Source organism: Acinetobacter sp. YH01008 (assembly GCF_013420435.1).
Taxonomy (GTDB): Bacteria; Pseudomonadota; Gammaproteobacteria; order Pseudomonadales; family Moraxellaceae; genus Acinetobacter; species Acinetobacter pseudolwoffii.
Genome location: NZ_VOYD01000011.1, coordinates 46,847 through 68,822 on the forward strand (window position 1 = coordinate 46,847; position 21,976 = coordinate 68,822).

The following is a 21,976-nucleotide window of genomic DNA, read 5'->3' on the forward strand; positions in this document are numbered from 1 at the left end:
TCAGAATCTTATTTCTTGTCATTGCCGCCGAACAGTGGACCCATGCCACCGCCGCCGCCAAACTGTTTCTGCAAACCACCGAGTGATTTCATCATTTTTGCCATACCTGACGGATTGGCAAATTTCTTCATCATCTTGGCCATTTGCGCATGTTGTTTAATCAACTTGTTGACTTCCGCCACTTCCATACCACAACCTGCTGCGATACGTTTTTTACGGCTTGGGTTCATCAAGTCTGGATTACGGCGCTCTTTGATGGTCATCGACTGGATAATCGCTTCCATTTTCTTGACCTGCTTTTCAGGATTGGCCTGGGCCAACGCATCTTGCAGACCGGCATTGCTCATGCCAGGAAGTTTGTCCAGGAAGCCCATCATGCCGCCCATCTTGTTCATCTGCTCAAACTGCATCAGCATATCTTCAAAGTTGAAGCTGCCGCCTTTTTGCAGTTTTTTCGCCATTTTTTCGGCTTTTTCTTTGTCGACCTTACGCTCAAGTTCTTCGACCAAAGAAAGGACGTCACCCATACCCAAAATACGCTGCGCGATACGTTCAGGATGGAATGGCTCCAAGGCATCAAGCTTTTCGCCCATACCCAAGAATTTGATTGGCTTACCGGTAATGGCACGTACAGACAATGCTGCACCACCGCGTGCATCACCATCGGTTTTGGTCAGGATCACACCGGTTAAAGGCAAGGCATCATTAAAGGCTTTGGCCGTATTCGCCGCATCCTGACCGGTCATGGCATCGACCACGAACAGGGTTTCAGTCGGGTTAATCGCCGCATGCAGCTCTTTAATTTCGTCCATCATGTCATTATCGACATGTAAACGACCGGCAGTATCGACAATTAACACATCGGCAAACTGGATTTTTGCCTGTTCAATCGCACGATTTACAATCGTAATCGGTTTTTCGTCTGCGCTAGATTCCAGGAAAATCGCACCGACTTCGCCTGCAACCGTTTGTAGTTGCTTGATCGCTGCGGGACGATAGACGTCGGCAGAAACCATTGCCACTTTTTTCTTTTGACGTTCTTGTAAAAAGCGTGCCAATTTTGCTGCAGTGGTGGTTTTACCTGCACCTTGCAGACCTGCCAGCAGGACAACGACCGGTGGTTTTGCGGCAAGGTCAAGGCTTTCATTGGCCGCGCCCATCATTTTGGTCAATTCGTCATGAACGATTTTGACAAAAGCCTGCCCAGGAGATAACTGAGTCATCACTTCCTGGCCCAATGCTTCTTCCTTAACTTTCGCGATGAATTCACGAGTTACAGGTAACGCAACATCGGCCTCAAGAAGCGCCATACGCACTTCACGTAACGTATCTTTAATATTGTCTTCGGTTAGCTGCCCTGAGCCAGTAACATTTCTTAAACTCTGCGTGAGTCGTTCTGTTAAGGTATCAAACATTGCAAAATCCGCTTAAAATAGCCATGAGCAAAAAATTGTTTCTTAAAATAGAAAATTTATGCATAGAATGCTATAGGATACTGTAGTTCGCAGCGAATTTATATAAATGAATATTCATCACCCTTAAAAAGGTTTGACATGGTTAGCCTCCCCTTGGTTTATACGATCTTAGCATTAGTCGCTTATACCGCTTCCTTCTGGTATCTGTTCATTCATTTAATGTCTAAACGTGCTCCTAATCAATGGTTTGTTTCGCTAACTGCCCTGCTTGGACTGGGCTTACATGCGCTGGTTTTATATGGCGATATGCACACCCCGCTTGGCATCAATTATGATGTCTTTTCCCTGTTTTCCTTTACCTCTGGTCTAATGCTGTTACTCAGCATTATTTACAGTACTTATCGTCCAATTATCGCCTTGAATCTGATTGGTATTCCGGTGGCTGCCACGGGTCTAATTCTCGGCTTTGTCTTTACCCAGCCGGCTAAAATCATTAGCCAAAATTCTCTGGGCCTGGACATTCATATTATTTTGTCTTTGTCTGCCTATGCCGTATTGCTGATGGCCACCATTCAGGCTGTGATTTTGCGTTTGCAGGATCGTGAACTCAAGAAAAAGCAAAAACGTCGGGTTTGGGTCAGCCTGTTACCGTCTTATCAGGACATGGAATCACTGCTGTTCGATATGCTGATGACCGGTTTCGTCTTATTGACGCTTGCTTTAGGCTTTGGCTTTTTTACCATTGATAATTTCTTTGCCCAGCATCTGGCACATAAAACAGCCTTTAGTATTATTTCCTGGCTGGTTTACGGTTCACTGTTAATCGGGCACTGGAAGTTTGGCTGGCGTGGCCAGAAAGCCGTGCGCTTTACCCTACTCGGTTTTGGTTTGCTGGCACTGGGTTTTATTGGTTCTAAATTCGTGCTGGAAATGATCTTGGGGCGATAATTCTGAGCCTTGAAATATTCAATTCATTGTTCAATGAAAAGGCTTTAGCTTGAGTATTCTTTAAAGGATTATACGCCCCGCACGCACTGATAATGGCCAGCGAATGACTCTAGGCAATTCTGGATCTTCCCATTCTGGCAATAAAGCATCTGCCAGTACATCCAATGGATTATGTCCAAGTGCTTTAGTGGCAGCTTTCACGGCTGACCAGGTACTCATATAACCAATTAACTGATAAAAGTTCCATTCAACCTGTAATACCGGTGGCTGAATCGCAATTTCCTGAAAGGGAAATGGTAGATTTTTATATCCTTCATCTACATGGCGACCATTCAGGCCGTGATCTTGCGACTTCAGGATCGCGAGCTGAAAAAGAAGCAAAAACGCCGGGTTTGGGTCAGTTTGTTGCCTTCTTATCAAGACATGGAATCACTCCTGTTTGATATGCTGATGACCGGTTTTGTTTTACTTACCCTCGCTTTGAGCTTTGGCTTTTTCACCATCGATAATTTCTTCGCCCAACATCTGGCACATAAAACTGCGTTCAGTATTATTTCCTGGCTGGTTTATGGTTCACTATTAATCGGACACTGGAAGTTTGGCTGGCGTGGCCAGAAAGCCGTGCGCTTTACACTTTTAGGTTTTGGTCTGCTGGCACTGGGTTTTATTGGTTCTAAATTCGTGCTGGAAATGATTTTGGTACGTTGACATACGCTAACCTAAAGCCCACACTACGTTTGAGTGCCGTCATCAAAATGTCATATTCAAAAATTATGGTTAAAGTGCATTAAAAATACACCAAGGATCATGATGATAAAATTACTTTCAAGTTTAGCACTACTTTGTTTATCAAGCGCAAGTTTCGCAGATTATCACTGTCACGGTAGCATTAAAGATCGCACGATTGATGATAATGTCAGTATCAGCCAAAACTGTCAGATTGATAATGCCACCATTAAAGGCAATGTCATGCTGTATCAGGGTGCTCAAGCAGTAATTTCAAATACTGCGATTGATGGCAATCTGGAATCGAAAGGACGTTTTAGCTCGGTTCTGGCACAACATAACCGGATTGACGGCAATATCCAGCTAGAAGGCGGTCAGACGATTCAGCTCACTGCCAATCAGGTAGAGGGTGATATCCAGCTGAAAAAGAATACCCAAAAAATTACTGTAAATGACAATGTGGTGGACGGTAATCTGCAATGCGAATCCAATCTGATTCAACCGATCGGTGGCAATAACCGGGTCAATGGTGACAAAGAAGGTCAATGTCGCCGTTTATAATTTTTATAAATGAAATAAAAAACTTGGCTGATACAATCATCAGCCAAGTGCTAAATTAATGATTCTTTTTAATTTGATATTCCGCATCAAAGGCCTGATAGTTCAGGCGATCTGCTGAATCTTCAGACAACGGTTCAACTTCCTGCATCGAGGACAAGCAGCGCTCTGTCAGCTGAATATATTCCTGCGTCCCTTTGCTTTTCCAGGAAATTTCTTTGGCATCCAGAGGACGAATGACCCGCGCCGGACTACCGAGCACCAGTGAATTTTCCGGAATTTGAGCTTTGGCTTTAACCGTGCTATTAGCACCGATAATGGTATTTTCACCAATTTCGGCTTCATCCAGAATCACGCTGTTCATGCCGACCAGTACATTTTTGCGAATGATACAACCATGTAAAATCGCGCCATGTCCGATATGGCCATATTCTTCGACTAGCGTGACGCTACCGGGAAAGCCATGAATGGTACAGGAATCCTGAACATTGGCATTTTTCTGGATATGAATCCCGCCAAAGTCGGCTCTTAAAGTAGCAAAAGGCCCGATATATACACCTTCTTCAATCACCACATCCCCGATCAGAACGGCTTGCGGATGCACATAAGCACGAGGGCTGACCACAGGAATCACACCATCGATAGCATAACACGGCATTATTTTATTCCTTTAAAAATGCAGAATTAGATTAGCTGACGGCTTCCAATCGCAAACCGCCAAAGCGTTTATAAAATTGTGGATGTACCGGCGGCATCGAACCTTCCGAAGTTCGGGCGATCTCCATAAAGAACTCATCACCTGCCGCAACCACGGTTTGATATAAATTACTGCTCAGATTACGGGCATTCAGGGAAAGCCAGTTGGATGGCAATAATTCAAACGGCAGATTCGGATCCTTTAATAAAATCCGGCGGAATTGATGAATCAGCAAAATACGCAGCTGAAATGCCTGTAGCGGATCCTGTTCATCTTCCTGTTCCACCAGATGAAAGAATTCCCGGAAATCTGCAATGAATTTTTCATAACGCTGATGCAGTTCCTGCACCGGCCAGTTGGTGGCCACCATGCGTTTTACAGTTGGATAGGATTCCTGCCAGAGCTGCAAGGTTTCAGCCTTAAACACCACCACCTGATCGGTCATTTTCAGGTTCAGCAGCAGGTTTTGCAGTTTCTGGTGATCACAGCCCGGATAGGCCATGACATTGGTGGCGATATTGGCAAAACCCAGCCATTCCAGTTCTTTTTTCAGAACCAATTTATTTTCCAGTTCCACCGAACTGAGCAGCACCAGATCCCATTTTTGATCCCATTCGGTATGCTGAAAACTATAAATTTTTTGATCCGCCATAATGAAGCGCTGGCGGCTACTTTCGGTCACGCGATAATAACTGGTGCGACCAATTTTTTCAGACATCAGCCAGCCATTTTGGACCAGACGGAATACGGCAGTCCGTACCGATCGTTCATTAAATCCGAAGACATCCATAAGCTGAATCAGACTGGCCAGACTGATAATGCCACCCCGGTGAAAAATACAGTCACCGAAGATGGTCATGATTAATGAGGTTCCGCTGAGTGCTTCAGTTTGAATAAAGTCATCAATTATTTGTTTTAATTTCGGATTCATTGCGTTTAACTTTACCTTATAGAAACTGGATGATAGACCATTTGGCTATCATCCAATAGTACTTCATGCAGACTTGCGGATATCAAAAACGCGCTGTGCCTTACCTTCAGAGCGTGGCAGACTCCCTTCAGGCAACACTTCGACACTTACCGTGATTCCGACCATGGTTTTAATCTGGCCCTTAAGCTGAGTTGCCAGCTGGTGCGCCATAATGTCACTGCTATCTTTACGCATTTCGGTACGGATATGCAATGTATCCAGATGTCCCTGTTTGCAAATCTGGATTTGGTAGTTCGGAATCAGTTGCTGGATCTGTAAAATCTGCTCTTCAATCTGCGACGGAAACACATTCACTCCACGGATAATCATCATGTCATCACTGCGGCCAACAATCTTGTCCATACGGCGCATGGTACGTGCCGTGCCAGGCAATAAACGGGTCAGATCACGGGTACGGTAACGGATCACCGGCATACCTTCTTTGGTAATGGTGGTGAAGACCAGCTCGCCCAATTCACCATCCGGCAGGACTTCACCGGTTTCAGGATGAATGATTTCAGGATAAAAATGATCTTCCCAAATGGTTGGGCCATCTTTGGATTCCAGACACTCCATGGCGACGCCCGGGCCCATCACTTCTGACAGGCCATAAATATCCAAGGCATCAATGCCGAGACGCTCTTCAATTTCCTTGCGCATTTCATTGGTCCATGGCTCTGCACCAAAGACGCCGGTTTTAATCGAGCAGTTTTTGGCTGTACCAAATTTCTTTTCCAGCGCTTCAATAATATTCAGACAATAAGATGGCGTAACCATTAATGCCGTCGGCTTAAAATCATGAATCAGTTGCGCCTGTTTATCGGTTTGTCCGCCAGACATTGGGATCACAGTTGCACCCAAGCGTTCAACGCCATAATGCGCACCTAGACCACCCGTAAACAGGCCATAACCATAAGACACCTGAATGATATCTTTACTGCTCAAGCCGGCTGCGCGTAATGAACGTGCCACCACGTCTGACCAGACATTAATATCATTCTGGGTATAACCGACCACGGTCGGCTGACCGGTGGTGCCAGAAGAGGCGTGCACACGTACAATCTGTTCCTGTGGTACAGCGAACATGCCAAACGGATAGTTATCGCGTAAATCCTGTTTGGTGGTAAACGGGAATTTGGCCAGGTCTTCCAGAAAATTAAAATCATCCGGATGCACACCCGCATCATCAAATTTCTTTTTATAAACAGGGCTATTCTGATAGGCATGCTGCAGGGTCTTTTTCATCCGCTGTAGCTGGACACTGCGTAACTCATCAACCGATACTTTTTCAATTTTTTCCATTGCATTGTTATTCATATTCTTACTCCTGACGCAGTCTTCCTGACCACGGTTTAATTCATTGATTGAATGATGTGTTTAATCCATATTTTCTAAAACCAGTGCAACACCTTGACCAACACCGACACACATAGTGCAGAGTGCATATTTTCCATTACGACGTTTCAGTTCTTTCATGGCCGTGATCACCAGACGGGTGCCACTCATACCTAAAGGATGGCCTAAGGCAATAGCACCACCATTCGGGTTGATTCTGGAATCATCGTCTTGCAAGCCGAGTTCACGAATCACAGCCAGTGACTGCGCGGCAAAAGCTTCATTCAGTTCAATCACATCCATCTGTTCCAGACTTAGGCCAGTCTGCTTCAAGACTTTCTGCACGGCTGGCACCGGGCCAATACCCATATATTTAGCTTCCACACCGGCGCTGGCCATCCCGATCACTTTGGCTTTCGGGCTCAAACCATACTGCTCGGCAAACTGCTGATTGCCCAGCAAGACGCAAGCTGCACCGTCATTAACACCCGAAGCATTGCCGGCAGTGACTGAACCGCCTTCTTTACGAAATGGGGTTTTTAAGGCTGCCAGATTATCCAATGTCGTCTCGGCACGCGGGTGCTCATCTTGGGAAATGGTGAGGGTGGTTTTCTTCGGACCTTTGACCTCTACCGGCAGAATTTCTTCGGCAAAAATACCCTTCTGCTGCGCTACTGCAGTTTTCTGCTGGCTGTGATAGGCAAACAGATCCTGGTCTGCACGGCTGATCTGATATTTTTCAGCGACGTTTTCGGCCGTTTCCGGCATGCTGTCGACGCCAAACTGCGCTTTAAATTTTGGGTTGATAAAACGCCAGCCAATGGTGGTGTCATAAATTTCAGGGGTACGGCTAAAGGCAGTCGTAGGTTTGGATTGTACATAAGGCGCACGGCTCATGGATTCTACACCGCCAGCCAAAACAAATTGGGCTTCACCCGATTTGATGGCACGTGCTGCAAGTCCAATCGCATCCAGACCTGAGGCACATAAACGGTTTACGGTAAGTGCTGGAACAGATTCAGGCAGCCCTGCGAGTAAAGCAGCCATACGCGCCACGTTGCGGTTATCCTCACCGGCCTGATTGGCACACCCCAAGATCACTTCATCCAGTTCTGTCCATGGCAAGGCAGGGTGCTGATCTTTCAAATATTGAATCGGTAGCGCTGCCAGATCATCAGCACGAATGCTGCTCAGTCCACCGGCATAGCGTCCGATCGGGGTGCGAATTCCATCAAAAATATAAACCTGTTCCATGATTCTTCCTTTTAGCCAGCAACACGTAATGGTTGCTGCTGAGTTTTCTGTGCATGTCCCTGCACCGCTTTCTTTGCTAAATATATACTAGTTCTATAGCGGTCTTCACCATAAATACGATACATATTTTCTAAAATTTGTAAAATTGTGTAATATCCAATTTTATCTGCCCATTCGAATGGACCACAAGGATAATTAACGCCATATTTCATAGCAGAATCAATATCTTGTTCTGATGCAATATCATGCAATACTGCTTCACAGGCTTCATTCACCAACATGGCAATACTACGTATAACATAAAGACCGGGATGATCCTTAGACCAAATAGGTATCATATCCATACCTATGAGGAATAGCTCCACTGCCTGGCGCTGTTCAGTACTACATGCTGGTGATGCAACGACTGGAATTGCCTGGGCATTTGTCCAATCTGCATGCCAGTCCATCAACACCACAGGCTCATGCGGATAGGTAAGTTCAACCGACTCACCGAGCGATAATCGCAGGGAAAGATCACCAATCAGGATTTCATTCTGTTCTGCCGCCTGAAAAATGAGATCCACATGAGAGGCCTGTTTTAAACGTTCAATCAAGGCTAAGGAATGTCGCCATTCACCTTTTACCGTGACTTTGAGCTTATTCAGCGACTTGGCATAACACACTGGCAATTCATATACAGGCACAGGCTTGGACTGCGTGTAATCATAAAAACCCTGACCGGACTTGCGGCCATAACAGCCGGCATCGACCAGCTCTTTTTGAATCAAGGATGGGCGGTAGCGTGGCTCATAGAAAAATTCCTGATAGACACTTTGCGTGACCGAGAAATTCACATCCTGACCAATCAGGTCGGTGAGTTCACATGGACCCATGGCAAAACGGCCACATTCGCGCATGATGTAATCGAGCTGTTCCGGTGTAGTGGCATTTTCCTGCAAGGCACGAAAGGCTTCGGCATAATACGGTCGTGCGACACGATTGACGATAAAACCGGGCGTCGATTTGGCCCGTACCGGAACCTTGTTCCAGTCCTTCATCAGATCAAATACTGCATCGGCAAGGACTGCTGAAGTTTTCAGCCCGCGGATAATCTCGACCAGTTTCATCACCGGCGCCGGATTAAAGAAATGCAGCCCAATCACCCGTTCCGGATGCGGAATCGCCGAGGCAATTGCGGTAATGGAAATCGAGGAAGTATTGGACGCAAAAATCGTCTGTTCCGGACAAATGGCAGCCAGCTGTTGAAACAGGTTTTGCTTCACTTCTTTCTTTTCGACAATGGCTTCAATAATTAAGCCCGCATCGGCAAGCTGCTGAATGTCCTCTGCCACGATCAGATTGGCGAAGGTACTTTCCAGCAATTGCTGGGTCATTTTGCCATTTTGTACCCGCTTGCTGAGCTGCGCCTCTAAAGCAGTCAAGGCACCCTGAACTTTGCTGCGATCGAGATCAAACACATAGGTCGGATGCCCGTGCATGGCGGCCAGTTGCGCAATGCCAATCCCCATGGTTCCCGCACCGACCACAGCAACTTTGACGTGTTCCAAATTGATCTGTTGCATGATTTAGCATCCTTTATATTCAGGGGTACGCTTCTGCATAAAGGCTTGTACACCTTCTTTATAGTCACTTGAACGTCCAGCCAGACGTTGCAGGTCACGTTCCAGAATGAGCTGCTCATCCAGATTATTGTCGGCTGCGGCATGGATGGCTTTTTTGATCAGGGACAGACCATAGGTCGGCTGCTGTGCCAGATGCTCTGCCAGTTTTTTCGCTTCTGCTTGCAGTTGTTCATCTTCAACCACTTGCCAGATCATGCCCAGTTGTACTGCGCGCTCAGCCGGAATTTTATCGCCGAGCATCGCTAAGCCCATCGCTTGGGCACGCCCGACCAGACGCGGCAGGAACCAGGTACCGCCTGAATCTGGTACTAAACCTAGACGACAAAAGGCCTGAATAAAGGAAGCCGATTTTGCAGCAATTACAATGTCACAGGCCAGTGCAATATTGGCACCGGCCCCTGCCGCCACACCATTCACCGCACAAATCACCGGTTTTGGCATTTCAGTAATCAGTTTGATTAAAGGGTTATAGTATTTTTCAATTGACAGGCCTAAGTCCGGTGCATCAGCATTCGGATCGACCACACGATCATTCAAATCCTGGCCGGCACAGAAACCACGGCCTTCAGCTGAAATCACCACGGCACGAATCTGGCTGTCTTTGGCCCAGGCCTTGATAACCCTGGAGACTTCCTGATGCATGGTTTCATTAAAGCTGTTGAGCTGTTTCGGACGGTTAAAGGTCAGGTAGCCCACTGCATTTTTTTCTTCGACAATAATTGTTTGATATTCCATTACACACCTCTAAATTCTGGTTTTCTTTTTTGTAAAAATGCATTGATGCCTTCTTGGCGATCTTGGGTCGCCGCCAGCCAGACAAAATGCTGACGTTCCAATTTCAGTCCCTGACTTAATGTCACTTCATGAATCGACTTTAAAGATTGCTTGATGGCGCGAATGGCCAGCGGTGCCTGCTTGGCAATTTTTTCTGCCAGTTCCAGTGCGTATTGCACGGTCAATCCTGTCGGACAAATCTGGCTGCTCATGCCATGTTGCAATGCGGCTTGTGCTGAAATCATTTCACCGGTCATGGCCCAGCGCATCGTCAATTGCTGACCGACTAAACGTGCCAGACGCTGTGTGCCACCGGCGCCCGGCAACATGCCTAAACCAATTTCAGGCAAGGCAAATTGGGCATTTTCTCCGGTCAGCACCATGTCACCATGCAAGGCCAACTCGAAACCTGCACCAAGAGCATAACCATTCACGGCCATGATTAAAGGTTTGGAAAATTCATCAATTTTTTTCCACAGCAGTGGCCGCTGATCCTGCTGGATGCTGACCACATCTAACTGCGCCAATTCATTTAAATCAGCACCGGCAGCAAAGCATTGCGTATTTCCGGTGATGACCACCGCTTTCACAGCAGCATCTGTTTCCAGGTTCTGCAAACAGGCTGCAATCTCTTGCAAGGTGGCATTGTTTAAGGCATTGCGCTTTTCCGGACGGTTTAACTCGATCAGTACCACACCTGGCTTGGGTAAGCTGGTTTTAATGTAGGTCATCCTTGAACTCCTGCTATGCTCGATGCTGTAAATTCAGCTGTTATTCATCAAAACTGAGTCGTACATTGGCCGTGGTTGGACGTGCCTGACAACTGAGCACATAGCCCTTTTTTATTTCATCTTCTTCCAGACTGTAGTTGACTGCCATTTCAACCTGACCTTCTAATACCTTACATTTACAGGTTGCACAGACGCCGCCCTTACAGGCATATGGCAGGTCTGCTCCGGCACGTAGCGCAGCATCTAAAATACTGTCATCCTGTTTGGAGACTTCAACAATCAGCTCGCGACCATCCAGGATAATATTGACGCGTTCTTCGCTGCGGCTTTCCATCTGCTGGGCGGTTGCTTTCGGTGCAGTACCCGTATTGAAGCGTTCCGTATGAATCTTGCTGCGTTGAATGCCCCAAGTCGGTAATACCGTTTCGACTGCTGTCATCATTTCTTCAGGACCGCAAGCGAAACAGTGATCTGCTTCGGCAGAAATCAGATTGGCCTGAAATAACTGCTGCAATTTGTCTGCATCAATCCGACCATTAAAGATGTCACTGTCATTCAGTTCACGTGAAAAAATATTTACCAGTTGCAGACGTTCCTTAAAACGGTCTTTCAAGTCCATGATCTGTTCAGAGAACATGGTCTGTTTCCAGGAGCGGTTGCCATATACCAGAGTGAATGTTGCTTCCGCTTGACGGTTCAACACCGACTTTACAATCGATAAAATTGGCGTAATGCCACTGCCTGCTGCAAATCCTAGATAATTCTGGCCACCAGCCTTGGCGGCTTTCTGAAAGAACACCCCTTGCGGTGGCATGACTTCTAGTACATCGCCCGCTTTGAGATGCGCATTGGCCCAGGTTGAAAACTGACCCTGATCAATTTTTTTAATCGCAATGCTCATGTCTTCCTGAGTATCACTGCAGATCGAGTAGCAGCGGCGCAGCTCGCCGTCATCGGTTAAATGACGAATGGTGAGGTGCTGACCCGGCTGATATTGAAAAGTATCCAACTGCTCAGGCGCGAGATCAAAGGCAATGCAGATCGCTTGCTCGGTTTGTGGCTGAATCGATTTAATGGTTAATGGTATAAATTGGCTCATGGCAAAATCCTTCTTTTAGGTGGCGGTGTTCAGGCTTGTTATTGGTTTACCCTGCCCACCGCGCAATCGTTACAATCAAATACATTTGAAATAGTCAAAAGTTTCTAAGCAGTCCCGACATTGATATAAAGCTTTACAGGCTGTCGAACCGAATTCACTTAATAATTTGCTGTTGTTACTTAAGCACTGTGGACAGGTGATGCCATCGGTCAATGCCACATGCGTACCACAGCTATGTGACTGGCCTTGCGGCGGGGCAATACCATATTGCTGTAATTTGTGTTTGCCCGATTCACTCATCCAGTCCGTAGTCCAGGCTTGAGACAGATCCACAATGACTTTGACCGGCGTCAAACCGTTCGCCTCGAAAGCCTGGGTAATTTCTGCTTTTAATAAATCCGTGGCCGGACAGCCGCTATAGGTCGGCGTGAGTCGCACCACAATTTCATCCTGCTGATTCAGCTCGACGCCACGAATCATGCCCAGATCAATCACTGACAATACTGGAATCTCTGGATCAGAAACCTGCTGTAAAACGTCCCAACATTGATCTTCTACGTGTCGAATCAGATTCATGCGACTCACTCCCTGTGATTGTGCCGAATTACCAGTTCATGTTTGGATAAGAGCGCTGCATGTATTGCAGTTCAGCCAAAACAAAACCGAGATGTTCTGTATGTAAACCCTGTTTAGCCCCACTGCGATAAGCGCCTAGCTCTGGCAGGCTTAATTCAAATCGCGCTAACTCGGATGTAATGGTCTCCAGCCACTGGGCTTTTAAATGTTCAATCTCTGGAATGACACCGCTCTCAACCAGCTGTCTTTCATCAGCCGTCAGGACAAAAAGCTCTTCGGTAAAACGCCATAACTGGTTTAAACCTTGCTGGGTTTTGTCATGCGCTTCTGCGGTACCTAAACTTAAGCGTTCCATCCAGGTAGTGGAAAAACGCTGGTGATATTTCACTTCTTTGAGTGATTTCACTGCAAAAGCAGCTAGTTCAGTATGCTGACTTTGACTTAAGGCGCTAAACAATAAAGCATGGTAGTGATCCATCAACCACTGGCGCACCAAAGTCTGGGCAAAATCACCATTCGGCTGTTCGCACAGCAGCAAATTACGGTATTCACGCTCGGTGCGGAAATAAGCCAGCTTGTCTTCATCACGACCCTGTCCTTCCACTTCCCCCGCCAGACTGAGTGCAGTACGTGCCTGACCCAATAAATCCAGTCCGATATTGGCCAAGGCAATATCCAGCTCCAGTTCAGGTGCATGACCACACCACTCTGCCAAACGATGTGACAGGATCAGTTGACTGTCACCCACATGTAAAAGAAATTCTGCCAATACTTGATTTGTCATAATCTTCACCTTTCCCTTTACATGTGCTCGATGCCAGCTGGAATGTTATAAAAGGTTGGATGGCGATAAACCTTGTCCAGAGCGGGTTCAAAAAATTCTGCTTTTTCATCTGGCTGTGAAGAGGTAATCAATTCAGATTTCACCACCCAAATACTGATACCTTCATTGCGGCGGGTATATACATCGCGGGCATTTTGTAGTGCGACTTCCTCATCTGGTGCACGCAGGCTGCCGACATGACGGTGACTCAGACCCTGTTTACTACGCACAAACACTTCATAAAGTGACCAGTTATTTTTGTTATTCATGAGCAAAATTCCCTATATTGATCAAACTGTTTTAAGCAACTTTTTGTGCTTGTGACTGTTGCTGCTGTTTTTGAGCATAGACTGCTGCAGACTCACGTACCCACTTGCCGCCTTCCCAAGCTTTGCGGCGTGCTTCAATACGCTCATGGTTACACGGTCCCTTGCCTGCAAGAATCGCAAAAAACTCATCCCAATTAATTTCACCAAATTCGTAATGTCCGGTGGCTTCATTGAATTTAAGGTCTGGATCTGGAACGGTTAAACCCAGCTGCAAAACTTGCGACACGGTGTTATCGACAAATTTCTGACGTAGCTCATCGTTACTGAATAATTTAATTTTCCATTGCATACTTTGTGCACTGTTCGGTGAATTATCATCACTTGGACCAAACATCATCAGTGCCGGCCACCAGAAACGATTCACTGCATCCTGTGCCATCTGCTTTTGTTCCGGCGTACCATTGGCCAATTCCATCATGGCTTCAAAGCCCTGACGCTGATGGAAACTTTCTTCTTTACACACACGCACCATAGCGCGGGCATAAGGACCATAAGATGTACGGCACAGCGCAACCTGATTGACAATTGCTGCACCATCTACCAGCCAGCCAATCGCGGCAACATCGGCCCAGCTCAGGGTTGGATAGTTGAAAATTGAAGAATATTTCATGCGACCGGCAATCAGCTTATCCATCATGTCGTCACGATCCGCACCCAAGGTTTCTGCAGCACTGTACAGATACAAAGCATGACCGGCTTCGTCCTGAACTTTTGCCATCAGCACAGCTTTACGCTTCAAGGTCGGTGCACGGGTAATCCAGTTGCCTTCTGGCAACATGCCCACCACTTCAGAGTGTGCGTGCTGACCGATCTGACGAATCAAGGTTTTACGATAAGCATCCGGCATCCAGTCCTTCGGCTCGATGGAAATATCCTTTTCAATCTTTTGATCGAAGATTTGTTGTTGATTATTCATTGTTCCCTCACTTATCCCAAGTGTTGATACACTCAAATTAAAACGATACGCAATTAAAATCAATATCTATTTATTGGTATCATTTAATTTTCACCCCTTATTTTTAATAAATATTTGTTTTATATAATTTAATATTTTTTATTTTATTGTTACGCATTTTTAAATACAGATTTATGATTGACATTTTCAATTTTTCAACACAAATTATGAAACATCAAAATTAAAATACATCTCAAAACGTATCATAAATGGAGTTTTTACAATGTTAGAGTTAGACAGCAGCTCAAGCACAACGGATTATCAAGATACTGAATCAACCCATAATCCTATTGCCATCAAAAGCTTATCTTCACTGGTGTACGGCCAGGAATACGCAGCGCAAGCCGATTTACGTACGGTTTATCATGCCATTAGCGGTGAAGCGGTTTATCAGGTCGGCAGTCAGGGCATCGATACCCAAGCCGTGGTGAAATATGCCAAACAGAAAGGTGCAACTATTGCCACATGGACCTTTCATCAACGTGCCAATGCACTGAAGCAAGTGGCACAGCATTTGATGGAACGCAAAGAAGAGTTTTACCAGCTTGCCAAGGCGACTGGTTGTACCCGTAAAGATGCCTGGATTGATATTGAAGGCGGAATTGGCACCTTATATGCCTATTCGAGTTTGGTGCGCCGCGAACTGAGTGATGAAACCGCTTGGGTCGAAGATGCCTGGATTACACTGTCCAAGCAAGGCAGTTTCGGCGCCAAACATATTCTGACCCCGAAAGCCGGAGTCGCTGTACATATCAATGCCTTTAACTTCCCGATCTGGGGCATGCTGGAAAAAATCGCTCCTAGCTTACTGGCAGGCGTACCCTGTATTGTCAAACCGGCAACAGAAGGTGCCGAGCTGACCCATGCAGTGGTCAAAGCCATTCATGACAGCGGTTTCTTGCCAGAAGGATCACTACAGCTGATTTGTGGTCAGATCTATGATTTATTTGATCATTTGAATCCCCAAGACACCGTGACCTTTACCGGTTCTGCATCAACCGGGCAAAAACTGCGTTCGCACCCCCACTTAAATGCTTACTCGATTCCATTCACCATGGAAGCAGATTCGGTCAATAGTGCGATTTTGACGGCGCAAGCCAATGATGAAACGATTGATTTATTTGTTCGTGAAGTTTTCCGTGAAATGACCAGCAAAGCCGGACAAAAATGTACTGCCATTCGTCGCGCTTTTGTTCCAGCCGAGCTGCTGGATACCGTGCAAAGTCGTCTGATTGAAAAACTGAAAAAAGTGGTTGTCGGTGATCCGGCTCAGGAAGGCGTGACAATGGGTGCTTTGGCCAGCGTCAAACAGAAACATGATGTCGCGGCAAAAGTTGAACAGCTGAGTCAAGATGCAGAGATTATATTCGGTAGTCACTTGCGTCAGGACTTTAAGATTCAAGTACAAAATACTGAGAAGTCTGCATGTTATCCACCAACAGTCTTGGTCTGCAAAGCACCGGCTCAGGCAGAAAATATTCATAAAATTGAAGCCTTTGGACCTGTAGTCACTTTAATGCCATATACTGACCTGGCTCAGCTGGCTGACCTGGTCGCACGTGGCGAAGGTAGTCTGGTAGCATCCATCGTACGCAATACCGATGAAAATATTGAACAACTGCTGAGCAAAATTGCGCCATGGCATGGCCGTGTCCATATTCTGGATGCTGAAAGTGCCAAAGAAAGTACCGGACATGGCTCGCCACTACCTTTGCTGGTGCATGGCGGACCGGGACGTGCCGGTGGCGGTGAGGAGCTCGGTGGCTTACGTGCAGTGAAACATTATATGCAACGGACTGCAATTCAAGGTTCCCCGAATGCCATGACCCAAGTCGGTCATAGCTGGACGGCTGGTGCTCAGGTCTTTGAAGACCGTGTGCATCCATTCAAAAAATCATTTGATGAATTGCGTATCGGTGAGCGTTTACTGACTGCACGACGTAGCGTGACCGAAGCCGATCTGGTGAATTTCGGCTGCCTGAGCGGTGATCACTTTTATGCGCATATGGACAAAATTGCTGCGGCAGAATCACTGTTTGGTGAGCGCGTGGCCCATGGTTACTTTGTGGTATCTGCCGCGGCCGGTTTATTCGTCGAGGCTGCTCCAGGCCCGGTCATTGCCAACTATGGCATGGACAACTTGCGCTTTGTAGAGCCGGTGAAAATTGGCGATACCATTCAGGTAGAACTGACCTGTAAGCAGAAAACTCCAAAAGCACTGCGCGATCCGGCACAGAAACCACATGGTGTGGTGGTCTGGGATATTAAAGTCAAAAATCAGCGCAATGAACTGGTCGCAACCTATGATATTTTGACCCTGGTTGAGCGCGGCTAAACATTTAAACTCAAAAAAGGAATCATTATGATTCCTTTTTTTTTGATTCAAATATTATTTGTATCTATTCTTAAAAAACAGATTGACGTCAATCCAATTAAACTTTAGATTGATCAAACACGATACAAAATAAAAATAATATATAAATTAAAAGTATCAAATAAATATCTCAAACGATCAGCACAGGATGTTGCATGATGAATGATAAATCGCTAGACATAGACATGGTTGAAAGGACGATTCAACCGCCCAATCAAAGTTTTGAGCCTACACCGACAGAAACGGCCGTGCCGCTGTCTGAACAGATTGAACCACCACCGGAAAGCAGCACCTACCAATGGTATGTGGTCGTCATTTGTATGGTGGCTTACATTCTGTCATTTGTAGACCGTCAAATTTTATCGCTCATGATTGAACCGATTAAAGCCGATTTAATGCTAAGCGATACCCAGTTCAGCCTGTTACAAGGCCTGGCCTTCTCTCTGTTTTATGCGATTATGGGTCTGCCCATTGCCGCGCTGGCGGATCGAAAGTCCCGGATTAAAATTATTGCGACCGGGATTGCATTCTGGAGCCTCGCTACAGCGGCCTGTGGTCTCAGTAAAAACTTTATTCAAATGTTTATTGCACGTTTGAGTGTCGGTGCCGGTGAAGCTGCGCTTTCCCCTGCCTTTTATTCAATCGTTGCCGATTTATTTCCCAAAGATAAATTAGGCCGTGCACTCGGGGTATATGCGATTGGTGCCTTTATTGGTTCGGGTTTAGCTTTCCTGATTGGCGGCTATGTGATTGGCCTGCTAAAAGATGTCAGCTTCGTGGCTTTACCGCTCATTGGTGAAGTAAAAACCTGGCAACTTACCTTTATGATTGTGGGTCTACCAGGCGTATTGCTGGCCCTGCTGATGGTTTTGACGGTGCGTGAGCCTGCACGTAAGGGCATGAAAGTCGGTCAGGATGGTCAGGTCATTAAAGCCTCTTTCAAAAATTCGATCGGTTTTATCAAGACACATAAAAAGACCTTTTTCTGTCATTTTATCGGCTTTTCTTTTTACACCATGATGCTGTATTCGCTGCTGGGCTGGGCACCTGCCTATTACATGCGTAATTTCGGTCTGGATGCGAGTCAAACCGGTTATATCCTTGGGACGATTATTTTAGTGGCAAATACCTCTGGTGCCCTGTTCTGTGGCTGGCTGATCGACTTCTTCTCGAAACGTGGCTATAGTGATGCTGCAATTCGTACCGGTGCCATTGGCTGTGCGGCGCTGATTATTCCGAGTGTGCTGTTTACTCAGGTCGATAATATGCAGCTTTCATTTGCGCTGATTTTTGTGGCGATGTTCTTCTCTACTTTCCCGATTCCTGCATCCGCTGCTGCTACGCAAATGCTGACACCAAACCAGTTACGGGCACAGGTCTCTGCCAAGTTCCTGCTGGTATCAAACCTGATTGCCTTAGGCATCGGAACCACCGCTGTGGCGTTGATCACGGATAAATATTTTCAGAACACGATGATGGTTGGTAATTCTATTTCGATCGTCAATGCCATTGCCGGAGTGATTGGCTTCTTCTTGTTGTATAAGGGCTGTCAGTATTATCGTGAGAGTATGAAAGTCGAAAAACTGGCTGACTAAAATAGCTGGATATGAATCAGCCATCTTAAGCTTCACTGTGAAAGGCCTTTAATCCACATTAAAGGCCTTTTTTATATCCATTCCACAAGCTCAATTTTCAAGTTCTCAAATTTCAATTCTCCCTCCAACCTAGACAGGCTGGCTAAAAAAACGTATAACACCGTTTTAAATTTACAGGTGTGCACCGTTGAAACTTGTGCTTGCTCCCATGGAAGGCTTAACCGATCCGATTATGCGTGATGTGCTGACATCCGTAGGTAGCTTTGACTGGTGCGTGACCGAGTTTATCCGTGTCACCGACTCTATCCTGCCCGATCATGTTTATCACAGTTACTGCCCGGAACTGTTAAATGATGGCAAGACGGCGGCGGGTACGCCGGTACATGTGCAGTTTCTGGGAAATAATCCGGAAATGCTGGCAGCAAATGCAGCCAAAGTTGCCGCAATGGGTGCACCGGCAATCGACCTGAATTTTGGTTGTCCTGCGAAAACCGTGAACCGTCATCGCGGCGGTTCCGTTTTACTGGATGAACCCGAAGTGGTGCATGAGTTGGTCAAAGCCGTGCGGGATGCAGTACCGGCGCATATTCCGGTGTCTGCGAAAATGCGTCTGGGTTATATGGATCGCAACTTTATGCTGGACAATGCCCATGCTATTGAAGATGCAGGAGCGTCTTGGGTGACGGTGCATGCGCGCACCAAAGCTGATGGCTATACCCCGCCTGCATTTTGGGACCAGCTACAACCGATTCGTGAAGCACTGAAAATTAATGTGATTGCCAATGGTGAAATCTGGAACAATGCCGATGCCAAACAGTGCCGTCTGGAATCTGGCTGCGAAGACCTGATGATTGGCCGTGGTGCAGTGACCACACCCGACCTGACCCAATGTATCCGCCAAAATTCGGATGCACCTTTGATGAACTGGAATGAACTGCTGGAACTGCAAATTCGTTTTATCAATGGCCCCGCCAAAACTGAAATTGGCATGGTCGGTCGTTACAAACAATGGCTGGGCATGATGTCGAAACATTATCCTGAAGCCAAAGCCTTATGGGATGAAGTAAAGCGGATTAAAGTTCTTGCCGAGATTACCGAAAAACTGAAAGCTTCAACTATGTAAATGCAAAATCCTTTGAATGATTCAAAGGATTTTTTTGATTCTATAAATCATTTTAAGGCTGCTTATGCTGTTTTAAGCTTTCTACATGTTTCCGATTGGTTTTCCAGAATTTTTCTAAAAGCTGTTTTTCTAAATGCAGTTGTATCCGTTTTAATTTTGTTTCAGAAATCATCTGTTGATCAAAACTTTTCACATAATCGGTCCAAGCTGCACCGCGAAATACCTCATTCGGCATTGGTGTTTTAAATACCGCATCCGGCATAAATACAATCACGGAATGCAAAAGATCTGGCTCCACAATATCAGTCAGTAATTGTTCCAGAACTTTGATGTGTTTATAGTTTTGATGAATCGGATTTTGAAATGTATAACTGTTTTTATAAATTTTCTGGGTCCATTGTTTCTGACGCGCGCTTGCAAAAATCCAGCCCTTATAGTTTTTGGTTTCAATCACAAAGATGCCATAAGGACTTAATAGCAGATGATCGATTTGTGTGGTGGCACCTGCTCCATCTGGAAGGGTCAAATCATTCAGCAGAATGTATTCAGGGTCTTTTAAATACAGTTTGACATGGGCAGCAACCGCAAATTCTCCTAATTTCCCTTTTAAAAATGGCTTAAATAATTTAAAAACAATCACGCCAAAGAACAGCAGAAAAATCCACCATACACTGAACCAGAGCGGACTTAATATCTGTAATATAGAATGTTCCATATTCTAATTTTCATTTATTTTAAGACTTCGATCTTAATGCGTTCGCTCAATATTTAACAGAATTTCTTTTTTATCCAAACCACCGGCGAAGCCCACCAGCTTACCACTGCTGCCAATCACCCGGTGACAGGGTGCAATAATCGAAATCGGGTTTTTCCCGTTGGCTGCACCCACGGCACGCACTGCTTTAACATTACCTACCTGCTCGGCAATATCGCGATAGCTTCGGGTCTGGCCATAAGGAATATTCAGCAGAGCCTGCCAGACTTTTTTCTGAAAATCGGTTCCGGCAAAGTCCAAAGGCAAGTCAAAAACATTGCGCTGACCAGCAAAATACTCCTGAAGCTGGCGTCTGGTTTCAATCAATAGCGGATGCTGCAGATCTTCCACCAAGGTCGCCAGTTTCACCCGATTCGGCTGTTCACAATCCCAAAGCACAGCTACCAGTGCGGTGTCATTCGCGACCAGTCGTAACTGACCGACTGGAGAATCCATATAGAGATAACTTAAGTTCATGCTTACACCCTGTCCCGGATCAGCGGAGTTTATTTTCTATTTTAACTCAGTTCACCGAGATAGGCTGAAACAAATTATGAAGAAGATACTTTCATCAGCACCAGACCGGAAATAATCAATACTGCAGCCAGCATACGCATGGCCGATGTCGGCTCACCCAGAACTAAAATCCCGATCAGAAATGAACCCACAGCCCCGATTCCGGTCCAGATCACGTAAGCTGTGCCTAATGGCAAAGTACGCATGGCATAGGCCAGTAAGGCAAAGCTGAGAATCATAAAGAAAATGGTGATGATACTTGGCGTTAATCGGGTAAATCCTTCGGACAATTTCATGGAATATGCCCAAACGATTTCAAAAACACCTGCGAATATAAGTGCAATCCAGGCCATGCAGCCCTCCTCTTTTATCTAAGAATCAGGCCGTCCTGACGATTTTTCCTGTGCATTTCAGCATGAAATAGACAAGGGAGGTCGTTCCTCCTACCTATAAAAAATTTTATAAAACCAGATTACGCACACCTGATTATTTTTACAAAACATGACTCTTAGAGATGCAACTTAACCTGATCTTACTCAAATCTTCAAGACATTTGTCGCTGCTGTTATTATGGTAGATATTCAAAATGATCATTCAGAAATAGCCCCCTATGATCAGGCAAATTCAGCAACAACAATTTCACAAAAATAAGTGCAGCATATCAAGTTATACACATCCATTAAATTTAAATAACGAGCAAAGAGATTACACAATGAAATACAATTTCAAGACCTATTGATCACTTTTTATTTAACATGATTATGAACCTGTGATGAATAAACGACCCCTAAACAAGAGG

21 protein-coding genes and 2 pseudogenes are annotated in these 21,976 nt (G+C 45.8%); 6 read left to right on the plus strand and 17 right to left on the minus strand.

The annotated features are described in order from the left end of the window. Window positions 1–8: 8 nt before the first annotated feature. A complete protein-coding gene (gene ffh, locus FTT75_RS08150) occupies window positions 9–1,415 on the minus strand; it encodes a signal recognition particle protein (protein WP_005095929.1) in 1,407 nt (468 codons plus the stop codon). Window positions 1,416–1,553: 138 nt separating this feature from the next. Here ffh and FTT75_RS08155 point away from each other — a divergent pair, with 138 nt between their 5' ends. Next, window positions 1,554–2,363, plus strand: coding sequence for an inner membrane protein YpjD (locus tag FTT75_RS08155; protein ID WP_180186224.1), 810 nt, complete (start codon window positions 1,554–1,556; stop codon window positions 2,361–2,363). A gap of 60 nt (window positions 2,364–2,423) precedes the next feature. On the opposite strand, the pseudogene FTT75_RS08160 reads toward FTT75_RS08155, so the two are convergent. After that, window positions 2,424–2,690: pseudogene (locus FTT75_RS08160) on the minus strand (class I SAM-dependent methyltransferase); the annotation flags it as partial. Between FTT75_RS08160 and FTT75_RS08165 the strand changes: the two are divergent. Next, window positions 2,679–3,071: pseudogene (locus FTT75_RS08165) on the plus strand (inner membrane protein YpjD); the annotation flags it as partial. The pseudogenes FTT75_RS08160 and FTT75_RS08165 sit on opposite strands and share 12 nt — an antisense overlap. A gap of 102 nt (window positions 3,072–3,173) precedes the next feature. After that, on the plus strand, window positions 3,174–3,650 hold the full coding sequence (locus FTT75_RS08170; protein ID WP_180076419.1) for a hypothetical protein: 477 nt from the start codon (window positions 3,174–3,176) through the stop codon (window positions 3,648–3,650). A gap of 55 nt (window positions 3,651–3,705) precedes the next feature. Here FTT75_RS08170 and FTT75_RS08175 read toward each other — a convergent pair whose 3' ends face one another. From FTT75_RS08175 to paaA, 12 genes are all read right to left on the minus strand, one after another. Next, on the minus strand, window positions 3,706–4,305 hold the full coding sequence (locus tag FTT75_RS08175; RefSeq protein WP_180076402.1) for a DapH/DapD/GlmU-related protein: 600 nt from the start codon (window positions 4,303–4,305) through the stop codon (window positions 3,706–3,708). Between the two features lie 31 nt (window positions 4,306–4,336). Beyond that, the gene (paaX, locus tag FTT75_RS08180; RefSeq protein WP_005095916.1) at window positions 4,337–5,275 is read right to left on the minus strand and encodes a phenylacetic acid degradation operon negative regulatory protein PaaX; all 939 of its coding nucleotides are present in this window, start codon (window positions 5,273–5,275) and stop codon (window positions 4,337–4,339) included. Between the two features lie 63 nt (window positions 5,276–5,338). Continuing rightward, a complete protein-coding gene (paaK, locus tag FTT75_RS08185) occupies window positions 5,339–6,631 on the minus strand; it encodes a phenylacetate--CoA ligase PaaK (RefSeq protein WP_100357361.1) in 1,293 nt (430 codons plus the stop codon). 60 nt (window positions 6,632–6,691) lie between these two features. Further along, entirely contained in the window at window positions 6,692–7,903 is a 1,212-nt protein-coding gene (pcaF, locus tag FTT75_RS08190) for a 3-oxoadipyl-CoA thiolase (RefSeq protein ID WP_180186225.1), read from the minus strand. A gap of 11 nt (window positions 7,904–7,914) precedes the next feature. Then, window positions 7,915–9,468 carry a 3-hydroxyacyl-CoA dehydrogenase gene (locus tag FTT75_RS08195; protein WP_180186226.1) on the minus strand — a complete coding sequence of 518 codons (1,554 nt, stop codon included), beginning with the start codon at window positions 9,466–9,468 and terminating at the stop codon, window positions 7,915–7,917. A gap of 3 nt (window positions 9,469–9,471) precedes the next feature. After that, window positions 9,472–10,263: a 2-(1,2-epoxy-1,2-dihydrophenyl)acetyl-CoA isomerase PaaG gene (gene paaG, locus FTT75_RS08200; protein WP_180186227.1), complete on the minus strand. Its 792-nt coding sequence runs from the start codon at window positions 10,261–10,263 to the stop codon at window positions 9,472–9,474. Then, window positions 10,263–11,033 carry an enoyl-CoA hydratase-related protein gene (locus FTT75_RS08205; protein WP_180001076.1) on the minus strand — a complete coding sequence of 257 codons (771 nt, stop codon included), beginning with the start codon at window positions 11,031–11,033 and terminating at the stop codon, window positions 10,263–10,265. Before FTT75_RS08205 ends, paaG begins: the two co-directional genes overlap by 1 nt. 40 nt (window positions 11,034–11,073) lie before the next feature. Then, entirely contained in the window at window positions 11,074–12,132 is a 1,059-nt protein-coding gene (gene paaE, locus FTT75_RS08210; RefSeq protein WP_180001077.1) for a 1,2-phenylacetyl-CoA epoxidase subunit PaaE, read from the minus strand. Window positions 12,133–12,207: 75 nt separating this feature from the next. Then, the gene (gene paaD, locus FTT75_RS08215; RefSeq protein ID WP_005247163.1) at window positions 12,208–12,708 is read right to left on the minus strand and encodes a 1,2-phenylacetyl-CoA epoxidase subunit PaaD; all 501 of its coding nucleotides are present in this window, start codon (window positions 12,706–12,708) and stop codon (window positions 12,208–12,210) included. Window positions 12,709–12,736: 28 nt separating this feature from the next. After that, on the minus strand, window positions 12,737–13,492 hold the full coding sequence (gene paaC / locus FTT75_RS08220; protein ID WP_180001078.1) for a 1,2-phenylacetyl-CoA epoxidase subunit PaaC: 756 nt from the start codon (window positions 13,490–13,492) through the stop codon (window positions 12,737–12,739). A 17-nt stretch (window positions 13,493–13,509) separates the two neighbouring features. Next, window positions 13,510–13,800, minus strand: a complete 291-nt coding sequence (gene paaB / locus FTT75_RS08225) for a 1,2-phenylacetyl-CoA epoxidase subunit PaaB (RefSeq protein WP_004279183.1) — start codon at window positions 13,798–13,800, stop codon at window positions 13,510–13,512. 31 nt (window positions 13,801–13,831) lie between these two features. Beyond that, window positions 13,832–14,776 (minus strand): 1,2-phenylacetyl-CoA epoxidase subunit PaaA, encoded by a 945-nt coding sequence (paaA, locus tag FTT75_RS08230; protein ID WP_074384100.1) that lies wholly within the window; start codon window positions 14,774–14,776, stop codon window positions 13,832–13,834. 262 nt (window positions 14,777–15,038) lie between these two features. On the opposite strand from paaA, the gene paaZ reads away from it, so the two are divergent. The 3 genes from paaZ (at window position 15,039) to FTT75_RS08245 (ending at window position 19,907) form a co-directional block, all read left to right on the plus strand. Further along, window positions 15,039–17,150, plus strand: a complete 2,112-nt coding sequence (paaZ, locus tag FTT75_RS08235) for a phenylacetic acid degradation bifunctional protein PaaZ (RefSeq protein ID WP_180186228.1) — start codon at window positions 15,039–15,041, stop codon at window positions 17,148–17,150. Between the two features lie 194 nt (window positions 17,151–17,344). Then, window positions 17,345–18,784: an MFS transporter gene (locus FTT75_RS08240; RefSeq protein ID WP_100355542.1), complete on the plus strand. Its 1,440-nt coding sequence runs from the start codon at window positions 17,345–17,347 to the stop codon at window positions 18,782–18,784. Between the two features lie 187 nt (window positions 18,785–18,971). Further along, complete coding sequence (locus tag FTT75_RS08245; RefSeq protein ID WP_180040329.1) at window positions 18,972–19,907, plus strand: tRNA-dihydrouridine synthase; 936 nt, start codon at window positions 18,972–18,974, stop codon at window positions 19,905–19,907. A gap of 52 nt (window positions 19,908–19,959) precedes the next feature. Here the strand turns inward: FTT75_RS08245 and FTT75_RS08250 are convergent, their stop codons facing one another. The 3 genes from FTT75_RS08250 to sugE form a co-directional block, all read right to left on the minus strand. Then, a complete protein-coding gene (locus tag FTT75_RS08250) occupies window positions 19,960–20,622 on the minus strand; it encodes a nuclease-related domain-containing protein (RefSeq protein ID WP_180186229.1) in 663 nt (220 codons plus the stop codon). A gap of 33 nt (window positions 20,623–20,655) precedes the next feature. After that, on the minus strand, window positions 20,656–21,138 hold the full coding sequence (locus tag FTT75_RS08255) for a methylated-DNA--[protein]-cysteine S-methyltransferase (protein WP_100328961.1): 483 nt from the start codon (window positions 21,136–21,138) through the stop codon (window positions 20,656–20,658). 74 nt (window positions 21,139–21,212) lie between these two features. Continuing rightward, window positions 21,213–21,530: a quaternary ammonium compound efflux SMR transporter SugE gene (gene sugE / locus FTT75_RS08260; protein WP_005095886.1), complete on the minus strand. Its 318-nt coding sequence runs from the start codon at window positions 21,528–21,530 to the stop codon at window positions 21,213–21,215. Window positions 21,531–21,976: the final 446 nt, after the last annotated feature.

Bases quoted from the DNA above. Each gene is read 5' to 3' on its own strand.
- ffh (WP_005095929.1), bottom strand. From the start codon at position 1,415: ATGTTTGATACCTTAACAGAACGACTCACGCAGAGTTTAAGAAATGTT.
- FTT75_RS08155 (WP_180186224.1), top strand. From the start codon at position 1,554: ATGGTTAGCCTCCCCTTGGTTTATACGATCTTAGCATTAGTCGCTTAT.
- FTT75_RS08170 (WP_180076419.1), top strand. From the start codon at position 3,174: ATGATAAAATTACTTTCAAGTTTAGCACTACTTTGTTTATCAAGCGCA.
- FTT75_RS08175 (WP_180076402.1), bottom strand. From the start codon at position 4,305: ATGCCGTGTTATGCTATCGATGGTGTGATTCCTGTGGTCAGCCCTCGT.
- paaX (WP_005095916.1), bottom strand. From the start codon at position 5,275: ATGAATCCGAAATTAAAACAAATAATTGATGACTTTATTCAAACTGAA.
- paaK (WP_100357361.1), bottom strand. From the start codon at position 6,631: ATGAATAACAATGCAATGGAAAAAATTGAAAAAGTATCGGTTGATGAG.
- pcaF (WP_180186225.1), bottom strand. From the start codon at position 7,903: ATGGAACAGGTTTATATTTTTGATGGAATTCGCACCCCGATCGGACGC.
- FTT75_RS08195 (WP_180186226.1), bottom strand. From the start codon at position 9,468: ATGCAACAGATCAATTTGGAACACGTCAAAGTTGCTGTGGTCGGTGCG.
- paaG (WP_180186227.1), bottom strand. From the start codon at position 10,263: ATGGAATATCAAACAATTATTGTCGAAGAAAAAAATGCAGTGGGCTAC.
- FTT75_RS08205 (WP_180001076.1), bottom strand. From the start codon at position 11,033: ATGACCTACATTAAAACCAGCTTACCCAAGCCAGGTGTGGTACTGATC.
- paaE (WP_180001077.1), bottom strand. From the start codon at position 12,132: ATGAGCCAATTTATACCATTAACCATTAAATCGATTCAGCCACAAACC.
- paaD (WP_005247163.1), bottom strand. From the start codon at position 12,708: ATGAATCTGATTCGACACGTAGAAGATCAATGTTGGGACGTTTTACAG.
- paaC (WP_180001078.1), bottom strand. From the start codon at position 13,492: ATGACAAATCAAGTATTGGCAGAATTTCTTTTACATGTGGGTGACAGT.
- paaB (WP_004279183.1), bottom strand. From the start codon at position 13,800: ATGAATAACAAAAATAACTGGTCACTTTATGAAGTGTTTGTGCGTAGT.
- paaA (WP_074384100.1), bottom strand. From the start codon at position 14,776: ATGAATAATCAACAACAAATCTTCGATCAAAAGATTGAAAAGGATATT.
- paaZ (WP_180186228.1), top strand. From the start codon at position 15,039: ATGTTAGAGTTAGACAGCAGCTCAAGCACAACGGATTATCAAGATACT.
- FTT75_RS08240 (WP_100355542.1), top strand. From the start codon at position 17,345: ATGATGAATGATAAATCGCTAGACATAGACATGGTTGAAAGGACGATT.
- FTT75_RS08250 (WP_180186229.1), bottom strand. From the start codon at position 20,622: ATGGAACATTCTATATTACAGATATTAAGTCCGCTCTGGTTCAGTGTA.
- FTT75_RS08255 (WP_100328961.1), bottom strand. From the start codon at position 21,138: ATGAACTTAAGTTATCTCTATATGGATTCTCCAGTCGGTCAGTTACGA.
- sugE (WP_005095886.1), bottom strand. From the start codon at position 21,530: ATGGCCTGGATTGCACTTATATTCGCAGGTGTTTTTGAAATCGTTTGG.